Source organism: Neobacillus sp. SAB-20_R2A (assembly GCF_049568635.1).
Lineage (GTDB): Bacteria > Bacillota > Bacilli > Bacillales > Cytobacillaceae > Neobacillus > Neobacillus citreus.
In genome coordinates this window covers 771,363-794,149 of sequence record NZ_CP145895.1, presented here as the reverse complement: position 1 = coordinate 794,149, position 22,787 = coordinate 771,363, and the positions used below count along the sequence as shown (strand labels likewise).

The 22,787-nt window shown below is 37.5% G+C and carries 25 protein-coding genes and 1 pseudogene; 11 read left to right on the top strand and 15 right to left on the bottom strand.

Going from position 1 to position 22,787, the window contains the following annotated elements; genetic code table 11:
• Positions 1-42 precede the first annotated feature (42 nt).
• From V5M37_RS03905 to V5M37_RS03895, 3 genes are all read left to right on the top strand, one after another.
• Positions 43-501, top strand: coding sequence for a DUF523 domain-containing protein (locus tag V5M37_RS03905; RefSeq protein ID WP_423800846.1), 459 nt, complete (start codon positions 43-45; stop codon positions 499-501).
• A gap of 26 nt (positions 502-527) precedes the next feature.
• The gene (locus tag V5M37_RS03900; protein ID WP_423800845.1) at positions 528-1,124 is read left to right on the top strand and encodes a dienelactone hydrolase family protein; all 597 of its coding nucleotides are present in this window, start codon (positions 528-530) and stop codon (positions 1,122-1,124) included.
• Positions 1,125-1,259: 135 nt separating this feature from the next.
• Complete coding sequence (locus tag V5M37_RS03895; RefSeq protein WP_423800844.1) at positions 1,260-1,949, top strand: DUF421 domain-containing protein; 690 nt, start codon at positions 1,260-1,262, stop codon at positions 1,947-1,949.
• Positions 1,950-2,065: 116 nt separating this feature from the next.
• Here the strand turns inward: V5M37_RS03895 and V5M37_RS03890 are convergent, their stop codons facing one another.
• Positions 2,066-2,626, bottom strand: coding sequence for a DoxX family membrane protein (locus tag V5M37_RS03890; protein WP_423800843.1), 561 nt, complete (start codon positions 2,624-2,626; stop codon positions 2,066-2,068).
• A 364-nt stretch (positions 2,627-2,990) separates the two neighbouring features.
• On the opposite strand from V5M37_RS03890, the gene V5M37_RS03885 reads away from it, so the two are divergent.
• Positions 2,991-3,782: a YwqG family protein gene (locus V5M37_RS03885; protein WP_423800842.1), complete on the top strand. Its 792-nt coding sequence runs from the start codon at positions 2,991-2,993 to the stop codon at positions 3,780-3,782.
• Positions 3,783-3,959: 177 nt separating this feature from the next.
• Here V5M37_RS03885 and V5M37_RS03880 read toward each other — a convergent pair whose 3' ends face one another.
• The 6 genes from V5M37_RS03880 to V5M37_RS03855 all read right to left on the bottom strand — a co-directional run bounded on the left by V5M37_RS03880 (position 3,960) and on the right by V5M37_RS03855 (position 9,839).
• On the bottom strand, positions 3,960-5,240 hold the full coding sequence (locus V5M37_RS03880) for a TRAP transporter large permease (protein WP_423800841.1): 1,281 nt from the start codon (positions 5,238-5,240) through the stop codon (positions 3,960-3,962).
• Positions 5,237-5,743: a TRAP transporter small permease gene (locus tag V5M37_RS03875; RefSeq protein WP_423800840.1), complete on the bottom strand. Its 507-nt coding sequence runs from the start codon at positions 5,741-5,743 to the stop codon at positions 5,237-5,239. Before V5M37_RS03875 ends, V5M37_RS03880 begins: the two co-directional genes overlap by 4 nt.
• Positions 5,744-5,832: 89 nt before the next feature.
• The gene (locus V5M37_RS03870; protein WP_423800839.1) at positions 5,833-6,891 is read right to left on the bottom strand and encodes a DctP family TRAP transporter solute-binding subunit; all 1,059 of its coding nucleotides are present in this window, start codon (positions 6,889-6,891) and stop codon (positions 5,833-5,835) included.
• Positions 6,892-6,979: 88 nt separating this feature from the next.
• Entirely contained in the window at positions 6,980-7,882 is a 903-nt protein-coding gene (locus V5M37_RS03865; protein WP_423800838.1) for a hydroxymethylglutaryl-CoA lyase, read from the bottom strand.
• Between the two features lie 63 nt (positions 7,883-7,945).
• Positions 7,946-9,145: a CaiB/BaiF CoA transferase family protein gene (locus V5M37_RS03860; protein ID WP_423800837.1), complete on the bottom strand. Its 1,200-nt coding sequence runs from the start codon at positions 9,143-9,145 to the stop codon at positions 7,946-7,948.
• Between the two features lie 49 nt (positions 9,146-9,194).
• Positions 9,195-9,839, bottom strand: coding sequence for a GntR family transcriptional regulator (locus V5M37_RS03855; protein ID WP_423800836.1), 645 nt, complete (start codon positions 9,837-9,839; stop codon positions 9,195-9,197).
• Between the two features lie 515 nt (positions 9,840-10,354).
• On the opposite strand from V5M37_RS03855, the gene V5M37_RS03850 reads away from it, so the two are divergent.
• Both V5M37_RS03850 and V5M37_RS03845 read left to right on the top strand, forming a co-directional pair.
• Entirely contained in the window at positions 10,355-11,257 is a 903-nt protein-coding gene (locus V5M37_RS03850; protein WP_423800835.1) for a beta-propeller fold lactonase family protein, read from the top strand.
• A 339-nt stretch (positions 11,258-11,596) separates the two neighbouring features.
• Positions 11,597-12,217, top strand: a complete 621-nt coding sequence (locus V5M37_RS03845) for an NAD(P)-dependent oxidoreductase (RefSeq protein ID WP_423800834.1) — start codon at positions 11,597-11,599, stop codon at positions 12,215-12,217.
• Between the two features lie 485 nt (positions 12,218-12,702).
• Here V5M37_RS03845 and V5M37_RS03840 read toward each other — a convergent pair whose 3' ends face one another.
• The 3 genes from V5M37_RS03840 to V5M37_RS03830 form a co-directional block, all read right to left on the bottom strand.
• Complete coding sequence (locus tag V5M37_RS03840; RefSeq protein WP_423800833.1) at positions 12,703-13,152, bottom strand: hypothetical protein; 450 nt, start codon at positions 13,150-13,152, stop codon at positions 12,703-12,705.
• A 410-nt stretch (positions 13,153-13,562) separates the two neighbouring features.
• Positions 13,563-13,925: a hypothetical protein gene (locus V5M37_RS03835; protein WP_423800832.1), complete on the bottom strand. Its 363-nt coding sequence runs from the start codon at positions 13,923-13,925 to the stop codon at positions 13,563-13,565.
• A gap of 156 nt (positions 13,926-14,081) precedes the next feature.
• Positions 14,082-14,744, bottom strand: coding sequence for an MBL fold metallo-hydrolase (locus V5M37_RS03830; RefSeq protein WP_423800831.1), 663 nt, complete (start codon positions 14,742-14,744; stop codon positions 14,082-14,084).
• 111 nt (positions 14,745-14,855) lie between these two features.
• Between V5M37_RS03830 and V5M37_RS03825 the strand changes: the two genes are divergently transcribed.
• Together V5M37_RS03825 and V5M37_RS03820 are read left to right on the top strand one after the other, a co-directional pair.
• Positions 14,856-15,200 carry a winged helix-turn-helix transcriptional regulator gene (locus tag V5M37_RS03825; protein WP_423800830.1) on the top strand — a complete coding sequence of 115 codons (345 nt, stop codon included), beginning with the start codon at positions 14,856-14,858 and terminating at the stop codon, positions 15,198-15,200.
• 548 nt (positions 15,201-15,748) lie between these two features.
• A pseudogene (locus tag V5M37_RS03820) lies at positions 15,749-16,051 on the top strand (DinB family protein); the annotation flags it as partial.
• A gap of 109 nt (positions 16,052-16,160) precedes the next feature.
• Here V5M37_RS03820 and V5M37_RS03815 read toward each other — a convergent pair.
• Entirely contained in the window at positions 16,161-16,625 is a 465-nt protein-coding gene (locus V5M37_RS03815) for a DinB family protein (protein ID WP_423800829.1), read from the bottom strand.
• Positions 16,626-16,763: 138 nt separating this feature from the next.
• On the bottom strand, positions 16,764-17,972 hold the full coding sequence (locus V5M37_RS03810; RefSeq protein WP_423800828.1) for an MFS transporter: 1,209 nt from the start codon (positions 17,970-17,972) through the stop codon (positions 16,764-16,766).
• A 234-nt stretch (positions 17,973-18,206) separates the two neighbouring features.
• Here V5M37_RS03810 and V5M37_RS03805 point away from each other — a divergent pair, with 234 nt between their 5' ends.
• Positions 18,207-19,124, top strand: coding sequence for a LysR family transcriptional regulator (locus tag V5M37_RS03805; protein WP_423800827.1), 918 nt, complete (start codon positions 18,207-18,209; stop codon positions 19,122-19,124).
• A 198-nt stretch (positions 19,125-19,322) separates the two neighbouring features.
• On the opposite strand, the gene V5M37_RS03800 is transcribed toward V5M37_RS03805, so the two are convergent.
• Positions 19,323-19,802: a GyrI-like domain-containing protein gene (locus tag V5M37_RS03800; RefSeq protein ID WP_423800826.1), complete on the bottom strand. Its 480-nt coding sequence runs from the start codon at positions 19,800-19,802 to the stop codon at positions 19,323-19,325.
• Positions 19,803-19,911: 109 nt separating this feature from the next.
• On the opposite strand from V5M37_RS03800, the gene V5M37_RS03795 reads away from it, so the two are divergent.
• The gene (locus V5M37_RS03795; RefSeq protein WP_423800825.1) at positions 19,912-20,874 is read left to right on the top strand and encodes a helix-turn-helix transcriptional regulator; all 963 of its coding nucleotides are present in this window, start codon (positions 19,912-19,914) and stop codon (positions 20,872-20,874) included.
• Positions 20,875-20,978: 104 nt separating this feature from the next.
• On the top strand, positions 20,979-21,125 hold the full coding sequence (locus tag V5M37_RS03790; protein ID WP_423800824.1) for a hypothetical protein: 147 nt from the start codon (positions 20,979-20,981) through the stop codon (positions 21,123-21,125).
• 356 nt (positions 21,126-21,481) lie between these two features.
• On the opposite strand, the gene V5M37_RS03785 is transcribed toward V5M37_RS03790, so the two are convergent.
• Together V5M37_RS03785 and V5M37_RS03780 are read right to left on the bottom strand one after the other, a co-directional pair.
• On the bottom strand, positions 21,482-22,429 hold the full coding sequence (locus V5M37_RS03785; RefSeq protein ID WP_423800823.1) for an ATP-grasp domain-containing protein: 948 nt from the start codon (positions 22,427-22,429) through the stop codon (positions 21,482-21,484).
• A 68-nt stretch (positions 22,430-22,497) separates the two neighbouring features.
• The gene (locus V5M37_RS03780) at positions 22,498-22,659 is read right to left on the bottom strand and encodes a DUF3934 family protein (protein WP_423800822.1); all 162 of its coding nucleotides are present in this window, start codon (positions 22,657-22,659) and stop codon (positions 22,498-22,500) included.
• Positions 22,660-22,787: the final 128 nt, after the last annotated feature.

The window sequence follows — 22,787 nt, the reverse complement described above, 5'->3', positions numbered from 1 at the left end:
CCTGTGAAATATGCTAAAATTTACATTGAGGGGGTTAGTGTAATGATATTGGTGAGTTCGTGTTTAGCGGGATTGGAAGTGCGATATAACGGTACACATAGTTTAAATAATAAAATTAGGAAACTAGTAGAAGAAAATAAAGCAATTACCATTTGTCCAGAATTACTTGGCGGCTTTTCAACGCCAAGAGCGCCTGCTGAAATCACCGGCGGTAACGGTGAAGATGTTCTGGATGGAAAGGCGAAAGTAGTAGATCAATCAGGAAATGATGTTACCCAGCTTTATCTAAACGGAGCTTATGCTGCACTTGAAAAAGCAAAAGAAATAAAAGCGACTTTAGTGGTTCTTAAGGAAAATAGTCCGTCTTGCGGGAGTTCGATGATCTATAACGGCAAATTTATTGGCGAAAAAATAGAGGGTATGGGAGTCACTTCTGCCTTACTAAAAAGAAATGGATTTAAAGTCATTTCCGAAGAGCAATTTGCGGAAAGCTTACTTTAAAATATTGACACTCTATGGGGGATAAAATGCTCCAAATACTGAAGAATTCAAGTCATTTGATTATTGTCATACACGAAATCTATGGCATTAATCAACATATGGAAGACTTTTGTGATTTATTATCAACACAGGGTTTTGATGTGATCTGCCCGAACTTATTAGAGCGAGAACAACCTTTTACTTATTCTGAAGAAGAGATTGCCTACCATCATTTTATGAACAATGTAGGTTTCACCGAAGCTGTTAAAAAAATAAAGAATCTATTGTTAGATGTAAAATATAATTACGAAAAAATATATCTGATTGGATTTAGCGTTGGCGCAACTGCTGCTTGGCTGTGCAGTGAGGAAGATAGTCTGGATGGAGTCGTCGCCTATTATGGTTCGAGAATTCGAAATTACCAACAGATCGTGCCGCGATGCCCTACGGTTTTATTCTTTCCAGAAGAGGAACAATCCTTTAATGTCGATCAGTTAATTTCAAACCTTGATCAAAAAAATATCGAGATCCATAAATTTAGTGGACAACACGGATTTAGTGACCCGTACTCTGCTAAATTTAAGGAACAATCATTTCAACTTGCCTTCAACGAAATGTTGAAATTTTTAAAGAAACACCAATAAGAGAACGTTCATATTTACATTGGATAATTTATGAAATATAAACACACCGGATAATTCACTTGCAGGAAGAACATAATATTTTTAACTTATCGATGCCAACTATTACCGTTTTGACTTTTGCAAGGGAGAACAGCGATGCCAGGATCTTTAGAAATCATCTTTAGAACCTTAACAGCATTTATCATCTTATGGGTTTTTGTACACATTCTTGGGAAACAGACCATATTCCAAAAGACGTATCACCTTTTCATCGCTACGATTACCATGGGAACCATTGCAGGAAATCTAGCATTCAATCTAAATATTAAGTTCCGGTATTTTATCCTTGCATTCGTTATAATGGGTGCTGTTATTTTTACATTGAATACCCTCGCTGTTAAAAAACACCGCTATAAGGAATGGATTGCCGGAAAACCAACTTTCTTAATTCAAGAAGGAAAAATCATGGAAGAATCACTTAAGAAGATTGGTTATTCTTTAGATATGCTTACACAGGCATTACGCGGAAAAGATATCTTTAACATCGAAGAAGTGGAATGTGCCATTTTAGAAGTAAATGGTTCTCTATCAGTTTTAAAAAAAGCAGAATACCAAACTGTAGTGCGAAAGGACCTAAATTTGGTCCCACTCTCAAGCAAGGTTCCGGTAGAACTGGTGATTGATGGAGAAATATTAGACAAAAATTTTTCTACCCACGATTACGATAAAGACTGGTTCTTGGCAGAATTAAAAAAGAGAAACGTTCAGGTCTCTGAAATTTCTTACGCAGTTGTAGGAACAAAAGGAAACTTGTATATTGATTTATTTCGCGACAACTCAAGTTAATATGATGCATAGGGACGGTTCTCTTGTCCCATTCCACAGTGCCGGTTCAGGTTCCATCTCCAGCAAATACAGCTGAAAAAAGCTGAAAACGATGCAAAAGAACCGTCCCCATGCATCTAATTTAGGTTGACAGGTTTATTGTCTATGACTGATTGGTTATCTTTCACGGTTTGGTTGTTGCCTTTTACTTTGCGTTTAAGGACTGTTTTTCTAATGAATGGCTTTATCCAGCCGTCTAGTCCGACTCTTCCAGCATTAGCGCCTGCAAATAGGATTATAACTCCTAATAAAATATCTAATGGGTTCGAAGAAATCGTTCCAGCAAATAAATAAGAGAAGTTCATCAATAGACCAAAGAACATGGCAGCTGTTGTTAAGCATCCTAGTAATAATCCTAAACCAACAAGAAATTCACCTAAAGGAATAATCGTATTGAAGATATGGGCATTAGGCAATGCAACATGTTTTAAGAAATCAACATACCAGCCAAAAACAACCGCACCGTCAGGACCTTTAACTGGGTTAGCGATTGCTCCTTTTAAAAATCCCGAAGCGTCAAAATCCCCGCTTGATAATTTGTGCCACCCCGCCGTGAGCCAAACGTAACTAAGATATAAACGAAGAACAGTTAAAATACCAGATGCAGTTTTGCTTTGTCTTAACCAATTTACTAACATTAACAACACCTCCGCAATTTAGTTTCGATACCTCCACAGCATAGCAAATGTATTTTGGCTTCAGGGAGGATTGTTCAAGATTTAACAATCTCTTAAAATAAATTCAAACAAAAGCAAAAAAATTTTAACAAATGAAACTATTTGTTACACGAATGTAGTAGAAATTCAGCTGTTAAAATTAATAAAAAAGTTAATCATCTTAGTAAGGAATAAAACCCCCTACTTTTTCTATTTTCAACCTTTTTCAGCATTTACCAAAACATAACAAACAAGCTTAAAGTTTTTTTATATAATAGATTTATAGCAGGTTTGTTTTGACTAATAGGATTTAAAAAAACGGCAAAAAAAAGGGGGATTCTGTCTTATGCAGCACATTGAGACATTACTTCGTGATTATGAGTTGTACCATAAAAAAACAGATATTATCTCAGCTTTGAAAAGCTCCATTAAAATAGAAAAAACAAAAGTCGATGAAGAGTTTATTCCTATTGGTTCCTCGAAATTAGGCGGTTTGCCAGATCTGCCTGATGAAATGGAATTCCCCAAATTTGATAAAGGCTACTTAACGTTTGTCGGCCAATTTAACCTAAAAGAAATTAAACCATTTGATAAAGATTCTTTGCTTCCCGACAGCGGGATATTGTATCTTTTTTACGATGTCGCTGAGCAGCCTTGGGGCTTTGAAGAGGATGAAGGATGTTTTAAAGTCCTTTATTTTGATGGCGATTTGAACACACTGAAAAGAAAAGATTATCCAGAGATCACCGATGACTATTATCCATTAAATGCTTTCCAGGTGAATTTCAAGAACATCTCTACGATATCTGAAAATCCTGCTAATCTTACATTTGAAAACGAAGACGAAGAAGAGAACTTTTGGAACTTTCGTCAAGAATTAATGCAGCCGGAAGATGAAGAAGGTAACACCTCCCCCGCTCATTACATGCTTGGCGAACCATTTAATGTGCAAAACGATGTGTTCGAAGAGCTATATAACGACGAAAAGGAATCGGTATTATTGTTCCAAATCGACTCCGATGAAGAGGATTTAGAGGTGATGTGGGGAGATTGCGGGCTGCTTTACTTTTGCATTAAAAAGGAAGAATTAGCAAACAAGCAATTTGATAGAGTAAGGTTTACATTACAATGTTTCTAATCCTGAAAAGAGCATCCAATTTGATGCTCTTTTTATTCACAAGGAATTTACAGAAGACACACTGATAAATTTATTGTTACAACCCCAAAGAAAATATTTAAATTGCCAGGATATCCTCCGTAACCCACCCGTCACACAAAAACCGGCATCCTAAAGATGCCGGTCAAGTGCTGTTCCTTATTTTATATTCCCCGTATTAGTAAGGAATGTGACTATTTCTGGGAATATCGCAAGCAGTCCGATGAATAGTATCATGATAATGGCATATGAAAAGACACCACGAGTAATTTCTGACATAGAGGCGGATTTGTCTACACCCTTTAATACGAATAAATTCAGTCCGACAGGTGGTGTAATTAATGCTAATTCCATATTAATAACCAAAATAATAGCGAACCAGATTGGATCAAAACCTAAAGATGTAATAATTGGATATAAAATTGGAACAGTAATCACGATAATGGAAACCGTCTCCAAGAAACACCCTAGAATCAACAATACGATATTTATTAATATAAAAATGACCCAAGGGGAAACATCCCATGATGTTGCCATTTCGGTAATGGTTTGTGGGATTCTTAGAACCGTTAAAATAAAGCCAAGCAGCATGGCCCCAACAATAATGAAAAGAATCATTGCATTTGTTTGAACGGTTGAAAATAAGATTTCTTTCATATTTTTAAACGTTAAATTTCTATAGGCCAATCCAGCGACTAATAGGCTAAAGATTACCCCCACTGCCGCCGCTTCAGTTGGTGTAAACAAGCCTGAATAAATACCACCGATAATGATAACTGGCAGGATTAACCCCCATATAGCTTTTTTCGATGCCTCAAATCTTTCCGCCCATGTAGCTGCCTTTTCCTTAATATGTCTTGTCTGCCAGGAGGCAAATATGGTGAAAAGTAATGTAAGGAGTAATCCAGGAACAATACCAGCAATGAAAAGTTTCCCTACAGATTCTCCAGTGATATTTCCATAAAGAATCATCGGAACGCTAGGCGGGATCAAAATCCCTAAGGTGCCGCCTGCGGCTACTAAACCTAAAACATATCTTTTCGTATAGCCTCGTTTAACCATTTCTGGAATAGCCACTGAGCCAACCGTTACAGCCGTTGCAACACTAGAGCCTGAAATAGCAGCAAAAATGGCACAGCAGAAAATAGTGCCTATAGCAAGCCCGCCAGGTAAATGTCTGAACCATTTGCTTGCCATTTCATATAAATCTTTCCCTACACCGCAAACTAATAAAATCTGGCTCATTAATACATATAATGGAAGAGCCGTCAGCTCAAACGAATCCAATGCCTTATATGAAATAATCGGGATTTGATTGAATGCTAGTGTTCCGCCATTAAAGAAATACATTCCGCCTATCGTAAGTAAACCTAGAGTAAAGGCAACGGGCAGACCAATTAATAGGAGAGTCCCCATTCCTCCAAGGAAAAATATATTCATGCGTGAGTCTCTCCTTTCGGACTAAAACCATCAATGATTTGTAAGATAAATGCCAAGCAAAGCAATACCCCGCCGATTGGAAGCATCATTTCCGGTATATACATCGGCACCCTTAATAGTGAAGAGGATGTTGTTCCGATTGTATAAGTCCCTTGGACATGCAGGATCGAGTAAAATGTGAAAATGACACTAAAAAGGAGTCCTAATATATTGGAGATCACATCCAAAATATTTTTTACTTTCAATGGGACCGCATTTGTTAACAGATCTACTGTAATATGTGAAAAAGTTCTTAACGCGTATCCGCTTCCGATAAAACAGCTTCCAATCAACGAATAAATGGATAATTCCGTCGCAAAGATCGTTGGGGAATTGAAAATAGCACGAGACACTATCTCATAAAAGATCATTCCTGTCATAAGCACTACGAATAGGCCAGAAATGATTCCCCCAAGACGAATGATTCTATCGATGAATTTATAAAGCTTCTTAAATAAATCCATTTTTTCCTCCAAAATATGTCAGAAACGACATTATTTAAAAATTCACCCGGGAGACATGTCCTCCCAGGTGATGATATAATTCTACTAATTTAGTTTTGTTTTTCAGCAAGGTCTAGAAGTTCCTTACCAAGATCTCCCGCTTGTTTTTCGAAAATATCATATACTGGTTTAGCCGAGTCCTTCCAAACTTGTAGATTTTCTTTAGGAACAACGTAAACTTCTACACCCTTCTTTTCTAGTTCTTTAGCGGTTCTCGTATCTTCAGCCTTTGCTTTTTCACGAATCCCTTTTTCCGTTTCAGCAGCAGTTTCCTCAATTAACTTTTGCGTTTTGGCAGGAAGCTTATCCCAATAAGCTTTATTTACGGCTAAAATAAACTCCAAATAGGCATAATTGTTAATGGTTAAGTATTTAACCACTTCATCATATTTTCTTTGAAGCATCGCAGTTGTTCCTGATGTTGCACCATCAACTGTATTACGCTGTAATGCCATATAAACTTCCCCGGCCCCCATAAACACTGGAGAAGCTCCATATGCTTTAATAAGTTCTGATGGAATTTCACCAATACTTCTAATCTTTAAGCCTTTAAAATCTCCAGGCGATTTGAGCGGTCTAACATTATTAGCAAATTGAGCGTAACCATAGTCAGCAAATAATAATACCTTTGCACCCTTTTGTTCCATAGCAGACTTTAGTTTGTTACCCATATCACCTGAAAGTGCTTTACCAGCAGCGTCATAATCATGGAAAACATAAGGGACGTCAAAGATACCCATGGCAGGAACGGTTGAAGCCCAAAGTGTTGACGAATTTAAACCCATCTCTACCCCGCCTGTCAGAATCGACTGGTTCATTTCCTTATCACTTAACAACTGTCCAGCTGGATATACTTGTACTTTTACCTTACCGCCAGATTTCTCAGTAACCTTTTTTGCAAATTCTTCAATACCCACAGAAATGTGATGGTCTTGAGGAAGATTGTACGCTAAACGAATGGTAGCTTCTTCGTACCCGTCTCCGCCGCTGTTGCTTTCAGCTTTTTCCCCTTTTGTAGAAGCTGCTTGATTTGTTGCCTTTCCCCCACAAGCTGTCAAAATTCCCATTAATAAAATTAAGGCTAGAAAACTTGAAATTACCTTCTTCATTTTAAATCCCTTCCCTCTCAATATTTAAATATAAATCTCTCAAAATCCCCTGTTCTTCCTATCGTGTTCAGTTATTGTGTCCCTCTATTTAGGATTGGCAAGCTTTTACTTTATGAAGATGACCCGTCAATTCCCGATTTGTAAATGGTTTCAGTAATTCGATGCAAGCTAGAAGCTGCTCGAAGTCAATCCCCGTATCAATGCCCATTTCATGCATCATGAAAACAAGATCCTCTGTTGCTGCATTACCAGCTGCACCAGGGGCAAATGGGCACCCGCCAAGACCGCCGATAGAAGCATCAAAACGAGTGACCCCCGCTTCTAATGCAGCCATTACATTTCCCAGTGCCAGGCCATATGTATCGTGAAAATGAGCAGAAATACTTGCCTTTGTTTTTAATGAAAGGGCAGCCTGAAATAACTCAAAAACCTGCTTTGGATTCGCTCTTCCAATGGTGTCGGCAAGAACAATTTCATCTGCACCGAGCATTTCTGCTTCCTCGACCATTTTAAGAACCAGGCCAGCATCTACTTTTCCCTCAAACGGGCACCAAAAAGCAGTTGCAATACTATAGCGGATAAAAATATCATTTGCTTTTGCTTTTTCGATTACCGTTGCAAGATTAGTAATAGATTGCTCCCGGCTCATTTTTACATTTTTTAAATTAAAGCTGTCACTTGCCCCTACTACCAGTGAAAGTGAATGGACTCCGCTCTCTATCGCCCGGTCATATCCCTTTTCATTAGGAATCAGCGCCATATATTGAACGGAAGGGCTTTTTTCTATGCCGTTTAGAACTTCCTTTGCGTCCTTCATTTGCGGCACATATTTCGGATGAACGAAAGAAACTGCTTCCATCCGTTTGATTCCAGTTTTGCTAAGTGCATTGATTAGCTCTATTTTCTTTTCAGTCGGGATAAAATTAGCTTCATTCTGAATCCCGTCCCTGGGCCCGACTTCGATTATTTCTACTTTATCTGGAAGGTTCATCAGACATCCCCTCTTATTTTAAGAAATTCCAAGCTTTATAAATTGGATGGGATCGTTTTTCTCTTAAATAACCCCTTTTGCTTTCAGTTCCTTTATTTGCTCTTCAGTCATGCCCAGCTTCCCGCCAAGAACATCATCGGTGTGCTGCCCCAATTCTGGTCCTGCCCACTGAATTTCACCAGGGGTTTCACTCATCTTTGGTACAATTCCAGGCATCTTCAACATGCCAAGACCATCAATGGCTACTTCCTGAATCATTTTCCTGGCTTGATAATGCGGGTCATTTACTATATCCTCCACAGAATAAATGGAACCCGCCGGGACCCCCGCTTTATCTAAACATTCCTTTACTACCTCAAATGGCAAACTTTTCGTCCATTCTTCGATAAGGCCGTCTAAGAATGCCGCATTTTCAGATCGTTTGGCATTGTTTTCATAGCGCGGATCCTCGGCAATGTCCTCTCGCCCCATTGCATACATAAGCCTTTTAAAAATGGCATCTCCATTCGCACCAATAACGATATACGTACCATCCGAACAAACATATGTATTTGATGGTGTAATTCCTGGCAGCATACTTCCTGATCTTTCACGAATCAATCCTGCACGGTCATATTCGGGAAGAACACTTTCCATTAAACTAAACACCGATTCATATAGGGCAACGTCTATTACCTGTCCCTCACCTGTACCATTCACATCACGATGGTAAACCGCCATTAATGCACCGATCACCGCATAAAGTGATGACAAGGAATCTCCAAGACTTACACCCACTCGAACCGGAGGACGATCTGGATATCCCGTGATATAGCGAAGACCACCCATTGCTTCCCCAATCGATCCAAAACCTGGTTTATCTTTGTACGGACCATCCTGACCATACCCGGACACCCGAATCATAACCAGACCTGGGTTAATTTTTTTTAATTCCTCGTATCCGAGACCCCACTTTTCCAATGTTCCAGGGCGAAAGTTCTCTATTAAAATATCAATTTCTTTCACCAGCCCGCGGATCAGCTCTTGCCCTTCAGGGTGCTTCAGGTCAATGGTAATGGACTTTTTATTTCTGGATTGAACATACCACCATAGACTTGTACCGTTTTCCATAACCCGCCATGTTCGGATTGGGTCACCCTTAGCTGGAGGTTCGACTTTTATAACCTCAGCACCAAATTCCGCTAATAACCGAGAAGCGAATGGACCTGCAATTAGCTGTCCCATTTCCAGCACTCTTAAACCTTCCAATGCTTTTTTTCCCATTTGTATTCATCTCCCGTAATCTAAACCTGTTTAAAGTTAAAGAAGAATTCTACTTATAAAGTGATATAAGTGCCCCTAAATCATGCTCAATGTGTTCTAGCATTACCTTTGCGGCTTTATCCCCATTCCTTTCTTTAAGTGCTGAAAGGATGCGTGAATGTTCTTCGATAGGACTCTCATCTCGCATGGCTTCTTTAACAACACTGTTCCTTAGATAGGTAACTTTATCCCGAATCATATTTGTTAATGAAATCAGCTGGTGGTTACCGGATGCCTTCAGGATAATCTCATGAAATTTGATGCTCAATTCCACTACACGATTTTTATCCTGTTTTAACCATGCTGCTTTCGTTTCTTCCACGATTTTTTCAAGGATTTCTAATTCTGAAGATTCAATTTTTTGAGCAGCTAATTTAGCTGCAAGAGATTCCATTTGCTGCCGAACTTGATAAATATCAATCATATCGGATGTTGAAGGGCTGAACACATGTATGGCATTCCCCTTTTGCACAAGCAACTCATCTTGAATCAGGATTTTTAAAGCTTCACGCACCGGTCCGCGGCTGGTACCGAATTCTTCCGCAAGTTTTGCTTCTACCAATCGATCACCAGGAATATAATCGCCTTCCAATAAACGTTTCTTTAATATTTGATAGATTTGAGTATTTAGTGTATCTCTAACAATCGATTCCAATGAAAGCGCCCTCCCTTCTGAAACACTTTGCAAGCGTTTTATCAAACTATTTTTAATAGTAAGACAACTTAAGTTAACTGTCAACGGTTAACAATCAGTATATTTAATATTTTCTGAATACGCTTTTCAAAAAAACAGCCTACAAAAGTTTATAGAAATAACCCAAAAATCGGTAGCCGTGTTTACTAATGCCAGGAATGCGGAATATATCTACATTTATAAAAATAAACGCAAATGTTCCCCGTCCTGATTAAAGGTGGGGACATTTGCGCTTATTCTTAAGCTTTTTGGGCATTTTTCTTTTTAGAAGAGAATTCTTCTACTAAACAGCCCAGTTAGCAGAACATAGATTTCAACGCTTAGTAACAACACCCCCCCTTCTTGTGAAAAAACTTCCAAAATGGATTGAACAGGAAATAAAAAATTGAATATCAATAAAGATATAAGCCGTTTCTATAAAGCAGCAAATCGAATAGGATACATTACTAAGAATTTATTAAAGGTGGTGAATCCCTTTGTTTGATAAAACTCCATTTCACCTTGTTTACGTATCCAATTCTGGGGATGATAGAATATCGATTATTAATACGAAAACAAGAAAAGTTATTGAGACTATTAAAACAGGTGATAAGCCTTGGGAGATTACAGTCGGACCAAACGGCAAATTTGTCTATGTTGTAAATATGAACGATAACACCCTTCAAGTGATTGATAGAAAAAAGAATAAAGTTATTCGTACAACAAAAGTTGGTAAGCTTCCAACCGATGTTAGTACCTCAAAAAAATTTGTCTATGTTACGAATGCAGCTGATGATACTGTCTCAGTATTGGATTTAAAGGGTAAAAAACTCCTAGCTACTATTAAAGTGGGTGACAATCCTAGTGGGGTTAATGTGTTGCCCGGTAGAGGTCCTAGTCAAGTTTACGTTGTTAATTTTAACAGCAATACACTAACAATAATCGATGAGAAAACCCTTGAGGTCATTAAAACGATAAAAACTGGTAAAGGTCCAGACCAGATTGCATTTACTAACGATGGAAAAGTTGCCTATATCACCAATAGACTTGATAACACAGTGTCCGTTATTGATACTAAAAAACGAAAGATTGTGAATACAATCAAAGTGGGAAATGAACCTATCGGAGTTGCTGTTACACCTGACAATAAATTTGCTTATGTCACTAATTTTGGTGACGACACGGTTTCTGTCATTGACATTAAAAAGAATAAGGTCATAAAAACAATAACAGTTGGCGATGGCCCCGTTCTTGTCGCAATAACAAAGGACAGCAAATTCGCTTATATTATTAATAACCTCGGAGACACGGTTTCCGTGATTAATATTAAACGCCAAAAAGTGATTGATACGATTAAAGTCGGAGATGCTCCTGCTGGTATTGCCATTTTTCCGAATTAAATAAGGGTCAGACCCACAAATGGACAAAATCCGGGATCTGACCTCACTTAGTCCTAACAAAACTAGTGAGTCTAATTACTATAGAGGTTACTGATCGAGTCACTTCACTTTTCCAAACTCTTTTCTGTTATTTTTGTTCAATTCCCTATCATTGACTATTGCTGGACATGGCTTTACGTTTTCATCTAACAAAATATCAGTGTTTTTTTCTGTTAAATACATTTAATAACAACTTCTTATTGAACCATGCTATCCTAACAATAAAAAAAGAGTTGCCATCGAAGTACCATCTTCGCGGCCACCGTTATTTGAACAAGAAACAAAAGGAGCCTCATTCTTATGAATATTTTAATTTTAGGAGCAACTGGACGAGTTGGAAGTCAAATAGTGACTTATGCCCTTCATGACAAACATCATGTTACTGTATTAGTTCGCACTCCAGAGAAGATTCAAATTAATAATGAAAATTTAACCGTTTTTCAAGGGAATGTTTTAAATAAAGATGATCTAGTACGTGCAATGCGTGGGATTGATGTAGTTATTAGTGCACTAAATACTGATGGCACCACCACTCTATCAGAAAGTATGCCATTTATTATCGAAGCAATGGAAAACGAAGGTATACAACGAATTATAACTATAGGAACTGCAGGTATCCTGCAAAGTAGAACCACACCAAATTTATTGCGTTATCAGTCCAGTGAATCAAAGCGTAAATCAACTCGTGCAGCGGAAGAACATCATAAAGTTTACGAATTGCTTAAACAATCAATACTCGATTGGACGATTATCTGTCCTACGTACTTGCCGGATGGAGAAAGGGTAGGCAGATATCGAATAGAGCGAGACTTTTTGCCGGAGGGTGGGGCTGAAATATCCGTACCGGATACAGCAGAATTTACCTTTAAACAGATAAATGCAAGCGATTATATAAAATCACGTGTAGGTATCTCCTACTAATAATATTCTTATACTATTTTCATATTGGGTTAGCCGGGTTGTTGAAAAAGAAAATGGGATGCAGCAAAAATCATCCCCCTCTCTTTAACTTGTTAAACTGCACGTTAGCGGAACAAAAAAAGAGCCGCCATGGCAGCCCCCTTGTTGAACTCTTGAACCTTGTGAATAATTCACTTAAAAGAAATACTAGAAGAGTTCATTAGCGGGATGAACGGAAAAATAAGTGAATGTATTCGGTGAAATGGGGTAAAATTGCACCGGTGCCAGACCGTTGGAAAGGGATTCTTGCCGTTATAGATACAAGGAATTAATTATTAATCTTAAAAAAGGTTGGCAATTAAATGCACCTTTTGATATTCTACTGCAATGATGAAGAAATCCCAGGAAAAAAGAAGTGCTGACAATTCTTAAAACACTACCTAAAAAAAAAGAACTGTACAACCCAAAAATAAATGGATTGTACGGTTCTCCTTTATTTGGATAAATTATTCGATTAGCCAATTGGAAGTTAAAGTGGCAATATGTTTATGATGAATATCCTTGTCTTCAACTTCAATTAGATCCGCATGACGGAAGAACATGGTTGGTTCATGCATTCGATCACTTGCTCTTCTGCCTACGAACGATAATTCGAGTTTCTCTGCATCTTTATCTACACCACCTTTAGCATATAAACGAATAATAGAGTCTGGAAGAACACTATTAAAAAGACGTAATCTTAAACAGCTATTTTTAGGGATAGTAAATAAATCGGAGGATTCAGTCCTTTCAGTTGTTGAGCCCGGAGGACAAATGTCTGCAAAAATTTGCACCCTGAAATTTTTGGAAGTTGGATTTTTAATTGTAATAGCAACCTCGTCTGGAGGACCACCATTGGGATCACCTGTTATTTTCCGAGGTACCATCATCGGTCCTGTTGTAAGAATTTTTGACATGCTTAAGCACCCACTTTCATTTTGGTATTATTATATTTAATGTGAAGAAGGAATAGCTTGCTATGGACAAAACCCTTTTTTTACAACCATTTCTTATTAATTCAACGGAAAGTATAAAACCCACCCAGTAAAAATGTTAATCAAAAGGAGCTATCACGGGGTGATAACCAGTACTTACAGTTGCCAAGTGATACGGATATAAAAGTGCCTAATTGTTTTCACGATTAGACTTTAAAATTAAGAAACCTTAACCAATAATGTGATTATTCTTTAATACCCAAGAACAGTTTGTATATCAGACACAAGCTAGGATGATGGATTTCCTCGACTATACGTAGCAAGTAGCCATTCGATAATTTAACATAAGCACCCGTTAGTTTAATAAAAAATACGGAATATCCCATCAATTTTTAGTAATACAAAAAACTCCCTATAATATAGTAAATATAAGTTAAATGACTAATTATGACTAAGCAAATTGAACAGATATTTATTAATGTTGAATACCCTACTTTTTTAAAAAGACGGTAGATTAATAGGGAAAGACCTAGAATAATCAATTGTGCTATAAATGTAATGTAGTGATATGCATGTACAGCCTCTGCTCCTCCGATGAAAATACCTGTACCTACTAAAATAATCCCTAAAAATCCAGATATCCCAGCCATATTTGCCAGAGTACCACCACCCTTAGTTTTTACCATTTGTGCTGGAAACAATGATATTCCTAACACCATGAAACTTATCAAAATATGAAGTAAAAATTCTAACACGATTAAATCTCCTATCTTCTTTAACTATTCTGACTAGGAATAACAATTTCAATCCTTTAAATAAATTCTAGTGTTATTTTCGGTAGTGTTTAATTCCCTACTTGGGTACACTTACCGTTTGATTGTTTTATTTTTAAATTTATCTGTGACTTTTCTTTAGTCTCTATACCTTAATACATATTTTTTATATAAATCTTTATTGTAGAGAAGATCTTGTCCATGAGAAGAGCTGATTAGAGTTGGCTTGATATCATCTATAATTGCTCCACTATCTATGTTCTCATTCATATCAACGCTAAATTTTCTAATGGGTGGATGTAAATCATCCTTACTTGAGATAAAAAGGTCTCCTGATAATAGGATGTTATCAAGTTCGTGATGGTAGACGACATGCCCTGGAGAATGCCCCGGTGTTAAATAGTATTGTACAGGCAAGTGTTGAAGTGTTTGCTCTGTTAATGGTTGAACAATATTTGCTACACCTGTTTTTTCAAGAATGGTTTTGTTCGGATAGGGGGCTTCTCCATTGATATAAGTCAGTTCCTTTTGATGTGCATAAATGGGAATGTTAAAGTTCTCTAACCACTTTACAGCACCTTGTATATGATCACTGTGACCATGGGTAAGTAAAATGGCTTTTGGATTTCCTATTGCTAAGGCTGCCTTAATTTGATCATCTACTAATTTTTCTATACCTGTATCAATGATATAAACATCATCGTTATTCTTAATGAGCCAAATGTTAACTGGAATATGGATGGGTACATCGATTTCAAATTCACATTTAAATACATGTTGAGATAGTTGAATCAGGTTCATGTAAAAGCACTTCCTTTAGAATGGTTTGGAATTTCTGATAAACTTACTATATTAAAAATTAGTTTGTAATGTAATTACGCACATTTTTGTAACTTAAATGAGGTGACTAAATTGGGTAACCGTTTAAATGGGTTTGGAGCCTGTAGTACAGAAGTAAAAAAGGCTTGTCCTATAGAAATGACTTTACACATTATAGGTGGAAAGTGGAAAGGGATTATAATCGATATCCTATCTAATAATTCTGTCAGGTTTAATGAACTTAAAAGATTAATACCCGGTATTTCACAAAGGATGTTGACGTTACAACTAAGGGAACTTGAAGCGGATGGAATTGTGAAGCGAAACGTAGAGAATACAGTACCAAAGAAGGTGGAATATTCTCTTACTGAACAAGGTGAAAAGTTATCTCCTATTATTGCATCTATGAGAATATGGGGAATTCAATATATGGGTTAAGTAAAATTAAGGTGCTCATTCCAAACCGGACGCATATTTGAGTAATAAAACTGATTTTTCTAATTTGGAAGATTAGCTTTTACTACTTTGTGAACTAATGTACTTAAACCTGCTCCGTTAGCACAAGAAAAAGCGGATCGCCGCATCCATCCCGTCTTTAACATAAGCGCTCGAGTTTAAGTGAAAATGTTCACATTTTTTCACCTTAACATAATCTAATCCCTTTATGTGCAGGAGCATATCAACAAGACGCCTTCTTACTAAAGAAAAGCGCGCAATTGTGAAATATTAATTTTAAAATAAATTAAAATAAAAAATCTATCTATTTTCATCTTTAGATTGCAGACTGTAAAAACTACTAAAGTGAACTAACGCTTAATATTTTCTACAAGAAAAAGCCGACTGGTTTTTTAATAATAAAACCAGTCGGCTTTTAATTTGATTTGTTTATTAAGCATTTGGTGCTTTACGCGCCTGACCTGCATGTAATTTTTTCATTGCAAATCTTGCTATCGGCTGAGCTATAAGTAACTCGACCCAAAATGCAATTCAAAAGTGAGAAACTTGCTGCTAACTTGGAAGGCCGTGAATGGACACATAATCTCGACGGAGATGAAACCTTCTATTTCACCGATCAATCTAATGACGATAAGGAATGAAAAAAAGTCGTTGAACGTGCGGAAAACGCTCAACGAAATTTAAGACAAATATTGAATACAATTTCCGAAGATAAGCTTGACCAAAATTCTCTTGAGAGGAATTTGCTGGACATCATGCTTCATGATGCTTATCATACAGGGCAAATTATTCAATTAAGAAAAATGCAAGGTTCTTGGCCATCAATTCGTTGAGCGAGCGAAGAAATATTTGTTTGGTGAAATAAATTAATTACAGGAGCTTCAAAGTTATTCATTATAGGGCACTTTTCTTTGGCAAGAAGGCGTCTCTGGTCCGTAATCATTATACACTCACATGTTCAATGACTCGATTCATTGCCTGAATCTGTCCCATGTGGGTTGCTTCATGCATCAGTGTTAAACCTGCCAGCTCTCCAAAGGTTTTACATCCCATGAATGGTGTTTCCAAGGAAATGTTTAGTTGTTCAGCTGGAATTTGCTGAATACGATCCAATTGATCTTCTAGCTGTACCATAAGCTCATCCATTGTAGGTATATTCCCCGTCCAATCAGCTGGTTTAGTACCGTTCCCGAACAATTCCATATAGTTTGGGGGAAGATGTGTGGTTGCATGAGGAAAACCAAACATAGTTTGTTCAGTAACTGTCAAAACGTGACCTGTATGCCAGTGAATGGTGTTGTTGAAACCATCTGGCTGCACATCAGTTTGGCCCTTAGAAACAGACCCTATGATCTTGATGAAGTACTCTCTTGTCATTTCAAATTGCTTAAACACAAGTTTGTTCATTTCTTTCTCTCCTCTCACTAATACAATCGTCCATTTTATAATATTAATAAATAGCAAAGAATATAATGAAGGAACCTCTTGCTCTGCAAAATAAAAGTTGTTTATTCTATAGATGAAATACATAATGAGTCTACCTATTTATTTAATTAAACCAGTTATTCCCGCTGCTTCATTTATCCCCTTTTGCTCAAAAGTTTTATCATCAGTTATTTTGCTCTTTATGAAAAGAAAAATGGATAAGAGAAACATAAGCGATGCAAATAAACTGACCGAGAAAAAACCATTCAAAGTGCTATATAATACACCTGCCATTCCCGTTCCAATCATTGAACCAAAATATTGGCAAGAGTTAGATAATGCCGCAACCGTTCCTCTTTGCGTACTAGAAAGAGTTTGTAGGGAACTAAGGATAACTGAAATTAAGACTCCACCGATGGCAGCGATCGTAAAGAGCAATACTTCAACATACAAAACCGTTTTCGACATAGGAAGAATAATGTACAAAATAGACATCATTACAGCACCAATATTTAATGTATGAAAACGGGTCAACTTTATCACCAAGGGACTCCCAAACAGACTGCCGATTAAACTGCCTAATCCGAAAAAGAGAAACACCATCCCTGCAGTTGTTACATCAAGCTGAAAACGATCAGCAAGCCACTTGCCAAAAAAGGTGAAAGTTGCATAATAACCAATGGCAAAGACTAAGTAAGCCAAAAAACCAAAGCGTGCTTTGCTCGATTTCAATAGTTGACGATAAGGCTCGACAAATGGGGTCGGCTTCTTTTCACCCGCTGGTGGGGGTAAACTAGGAATCAACCAAATAAGCAATATAATGATTACGATCGCTTCAAGGGAGAGCACAAAATAAGGAATCGACCAACTTATGCTTGCTAAAAAACTTCCGAGAGGGAGTCCTAACACTTGGGCTGCTGACACACCTCCTATTACAACCCCCATCCCCATAACTAAACGATCAGGAGGAATTAGTATAGTGATAGATGCCCACACTTGGGGAGTAATCAAAGCAGCAAATAAACCAGCTATGGCTTGATATAGGATCATTTCCAACCAACCTGAGGAAAATCCACATAAGAAAATAGCCATTGCATAACCAACCAGACCGTAAATCATTACCTTCTTGCGATTCCATTTGTCTGAAATAGGGCCAAATAACAATGAGAAAACAGCATAAGTTAAGGCATAGGAGCTAATCATCCAGCCAGCCTGCACGGTTATAATCTGAAATTCAATCTGTAAAACAGGCAAAAGCGGTGATAGGAGAAATGAGTTAGATGCGATTAAAAACATCAATAAGAAAAATATAGTTAATTTAGTGTACACTTTTCCACCTCCATGTTTATTAGTTAGATAACAACTTAATAAAGATTCAAGCAGGCATGGATAAATTCGCTAAATATTTCTCGATTACAACACGAGAAAACCTCTTTTCCTTTTATTTACTGCGCGCTTATTTTCAAAATAAGTTTACCTCTTGTAAAAAATTCCAACAATCATGTATTTCCGATTATAATGATAAGTAAAAGTGATGATGATTACCGTTGGGGGGATGTATACATGGAGCTAAGACAATTGGAGTATTTTATAGCCATTTGTGAAGAGATGCATTTTTCAAGGGCATCGGAGAAGCTTTTTACCACACAGTCTAATCTCAGCCAACAGATTAAATTTTTGGAGAAGGAGTTAGGGGTTCCTTTATTTGATCGCATGGGAAAACGCATTACCTTGACAGATGCCGGAAAAGTGTTGTTAGAACAAAGTAATCATGTTTTTTCACATATTAAATACGCTCGTGATGCGATTGCAGAAATGAAAAATATTCAAGGTGGAACGCTTACGATCGGTGTCTTGCCAGGAGATGCGGATCTGTTATTTAATGCTTTGCTCGTGGAATTTCACCGAACCTACCCTAAATTATCTTTATCAGTAATAGAAACAACCGAAGTGACAGAACAAGTCATCAAGGGAAATATCGATATCGGCGTAACCACTTCCTCCTTTCATGATGATCGAATTGTGCAAATTCCTTTATTTAATGAAGAGTTTTCTTTAGCTGTTGCAGTAGAGAGTTCCTTTGCAAATAAAAAGACTGTTCAACTAAAAGATCTACAATTCATGGAAACAGTCATGTTTCCTTCTAATCATCAGTGTCGTAAATTAGTTGATAAATTTTGCATGGAACTAGGATTTCATCTACATCCAAAAATTGAAACTACCACAATATCCTCACTAATTAACATGGTACAGCAAGGAATTGGGGTAAGTGTTCTGCCAAAATTGTTACTTGAAAATCTTGATAACAAAGATATTAAAATTATTAAATTAACTAATCCCACACCGAGTCAAAATATTTGTATAGTTTATCGCACTGAAAAGTACTTGGGATTTGCAGCCCGAGCGTTTATCGACACTTTGAATACCTACATCGAAACAGCTATAAATCATGCAGAAGTAATCAATAATCACACGAGCTGAAAAGTAAAGTCAGAATTTCAAATCACTTTATTGTCATTCAACACTCAGCGTTTTATTTACGGATTTACAGCGTTAAGGATATACAAAAATTAAAAATCCCAATCTCTCAGTGATATAAATGAGAAATTGGGATTCATTTATTCAACAATTGCGCCCATTTGTTGAATAGCAGTATATAATTTAATTTGGGTTTTCTCTCTATTTCCTAACAACCGGAATCCACATTTCACCAAACACTAAACCGTTTCGCTGCCCCATTATGACCGCTGTATTCGGCCCGCCCACATAGGCAAAATCCTTTGCTTCTGGCAATACTTGACCAAAGGCAATGCCAGTAACCATATTACTCAATGCTTCAGCCGTCTCTGCTTCCCCTTTTACAATGAGGTATTCACTTTTAGGAAATTGAATCACTCTGGATGCTTCTGATAAGGATGCCTCCGTCATGACCCCGGCATAATGCATCATCTTGTTATTCACTGCTTCATTCACGACAAAAATGTAGTCATTTGTGGCAACGGCTTTTAACTTGTCAAGCCTTCCATCTTGATTGACGGCCGACCAGAAGTCTGCCTTTTCTTTGGTGATGCCAGCATAGTCTGTGTAGTCGCTCTTAAGCTCTGTTCCAATACCTAAAACGGTGAAGCTTTCCTTTTCTTCTAACGTATAATTTGTCATATTCAATCCATCCTTTTTTTAAAATTTATCAAATGATTTATCTTTTCACTTGATGAGTTTATAATAATCTTTAATCATGTCAAAAAATGAAACTGTTTAGGAGACCCCGATGAAAAAAGTTGAACGGATTAATATCATCATGCGGTATATCAACAACCGATCCCACTTTACCATTTCTGAGATCATGCAAGAATTTAACATCTCTCGTTCGACCGCGATTCGAGATATTCGGGAAATTGAAGCCATGGGGATGCCACTTGTCGCTGAAGTTGGCAGGGATGGCGGCTATTTTGTCATGAACAATTCGGTCCTGCCCACCGTCCGCTTTACCGATAATGAGATTAAAGCTCTCTTTATTGCCTTTATGGCCACAAGAAATCAACAACTCCCTTATCTAAAGAGCCGTCAGTCTTTAGCTGAAAAATTACTAGGCCTGATTTCAGAAACCCAGCAGGATGACCTGGTCTTATTAAATCAAATCCTGCTTTTTGAAGGGACCAATCCCCATAATCCTGACCTGCTTGAACTGTCAGACCTTCCCCATCCGATGTTAGAAAAGCTTATTCAAATCCTTCTTTTGGATTGCTATTTATTGATTACCATTAAAGAAGGGCAGGTCATAAAGTCTTATCCAGTTTATCTCTTACACCTTTATCAGGAAAAAGGCCTTTGGCTGATTGAAGGCTTTAACTTAAAGGAGGAAAAGAGACAGGTCTTTCCTGTAGACAACCTCACCGATGTACAACCATACCCTACGGAAAAAAGATTAAGTAAGAAAAAGATTTTAGAAAAACTAAGGAAGCAGGAAGAAGTAATCAACCTTGTCGTTGAACTTGGTCCAAAGGCGATTGCCCAGTTCAAAAAATACCATCCATTAAAAGTTTCCATTTCCTATACGGACCCTTACCAAACCACAGCCATTCTAAAGACTTTTATCAATGTGAATCATTCAGAAGAATTGGACGAAATAACCAATTGGCTGCTTTTCCTAGGTGGGGATATCAAGATTAGGGAAGTGCCCGAAGAAGTCTTAGATGGTTTACAGGAGAGAGTATTTTTATTTTGTACTTAAGCAGTGCCAGTTAAACCTCATATAGATGCGTTACGGTGAATCAGTATAACAAGTAAATGAGGTTTTTAGCAAATGCCTCTCCTTAAGGTTGGGGAGGCTAGAACATGAAGTATTTGAAGCCTAGTGACAAGACGATAAAATCAGCACTTTCTCAACTAGTTGATAAAAAGATGCTGATGCCCGCATCTAGGATTATGAGAATCGGCTTTTATCGGTTGTGGATCAGGTTAAGCACCCAATCTGATAAATAGACGGAAAAATTTCGCTTAATTAGTGAATAATATTAAAAATAGCTTAAATAGACGGAGAAATTTCCCCTATTGACTCGAAAAACGCTAAAATCGGGAATTTTGCTTTGCATAATCGGAAAAACTTCCCTTATTTACCCCGAAACGTGCTCCATTCTGCATCTAACCGAAAATTCTCCGCTTATTTTACTTTCTCTGGTTACTTAATTAAGGATAGGACTTCTATTTATAAAAACCTCATATAGATGGGTTACGGTGAACCGTATCACAAATACGATTTGGTGTTTTGCTCGCTTCGATGCTGCAAACAAACAAAACAAGCTGCCAATTATGGCAGCTTGTTTAAATTAAATCGCAAATTAAGCCGTTGCGTACGTTTCTTCTAAAGTCTTCTTTAAAAATAAAGCGAGTTCGAGCATTCCGTATTTTCCAGCTTTTGCTTCTGCATCAGAATTATAGTTCGTGTTTGTATTAATATCATAGGTGAAAATTTCACCATCAGCATTTCTGATGAACTCGATTCCAGCTATTTGAATATGATTACCAGCTAGAACCTTTTTATATTTTTCAATGATCTCGTCCTCAAACCCTTCAATAATTTGGAACTTAGGCTTCTCTTCTACTTCTTCTCCGACCGGGCAGAATAAATCCCCAATTTGGCAGGCATCCGCTGGGCAAAGTTCAAATCCTTCCGAGGTATCAACCATAACGGCATAAACAAAGTTTCCTCCTACAAATTCACAGCGGGTGATATAGCTTTCAGGGGATTTAATGTATTCTTGAATCAGGGTAATGCCATCGACCGGTTCTTCGAAAGTTGGGCCTTCCACATAAGCTTTTAATGCTTCTACACTATGGAATAATTGTACACCCAAGCCTTTACCGGCACGGTTATGCTTTGTAATAAAGGATTGTCCTGCAAATGCTTCGGCTGCCCTCATAATATTTTGTTTACCAACTGCTGCAATGGTTTTTGGCGTCTTCACACCATACTTATTTAACTCTAAGTACTGCAGCACCTTACTAACTTCCAGCTTTAGGGCGCTCGTTCCATTTAACACCGTACGGCCATGCGCTTCAAGCCAGGCTAATACTTGCGCAGAAAATTCCGCTGCAAAACGATGATCACGTGTATGAGAGGATGCACTCATTCGGCTATAGAAGATTCCATTTGGTGGCTCAGTTGATAAATCTAGCGTCCCTTCGTCTAAATGCCATTCTTCATAAGGAACACCAAGTTCCTCTAACCTTTTTGTCAAATGGACGGTCCACTCACTATTTTCATGGATGACATATACCTTGCTCATTTTTATGACCTCTTTCTAGCTGTTTAATTGCGTTTATTCAGTATTCGCTTTATTTCGGATACGTGACTTTAACTATTGCCCGCAGGGTCATTTTCAACAGCCGTTTTTATTGTACCTTTACTTATATAAGGTTTTGCACTCTTTTTTTTGTTTGTACTGGCTTGCCAACGATTCCAACCCTTCTTGCCTGTTCCTCTCCCTGTTCCACCTTTTCCTTTAGCTTTACTCATACAATCACCCCATTACTATCTAGTCATGTTACCAATCTGGTTAGTCTCTTTGTAAAAAATAAAAAGAAATTAGGTAATCCACCATTTATATGCTACACTTGGTTTACCATTTGATTTACTGTTTTCAA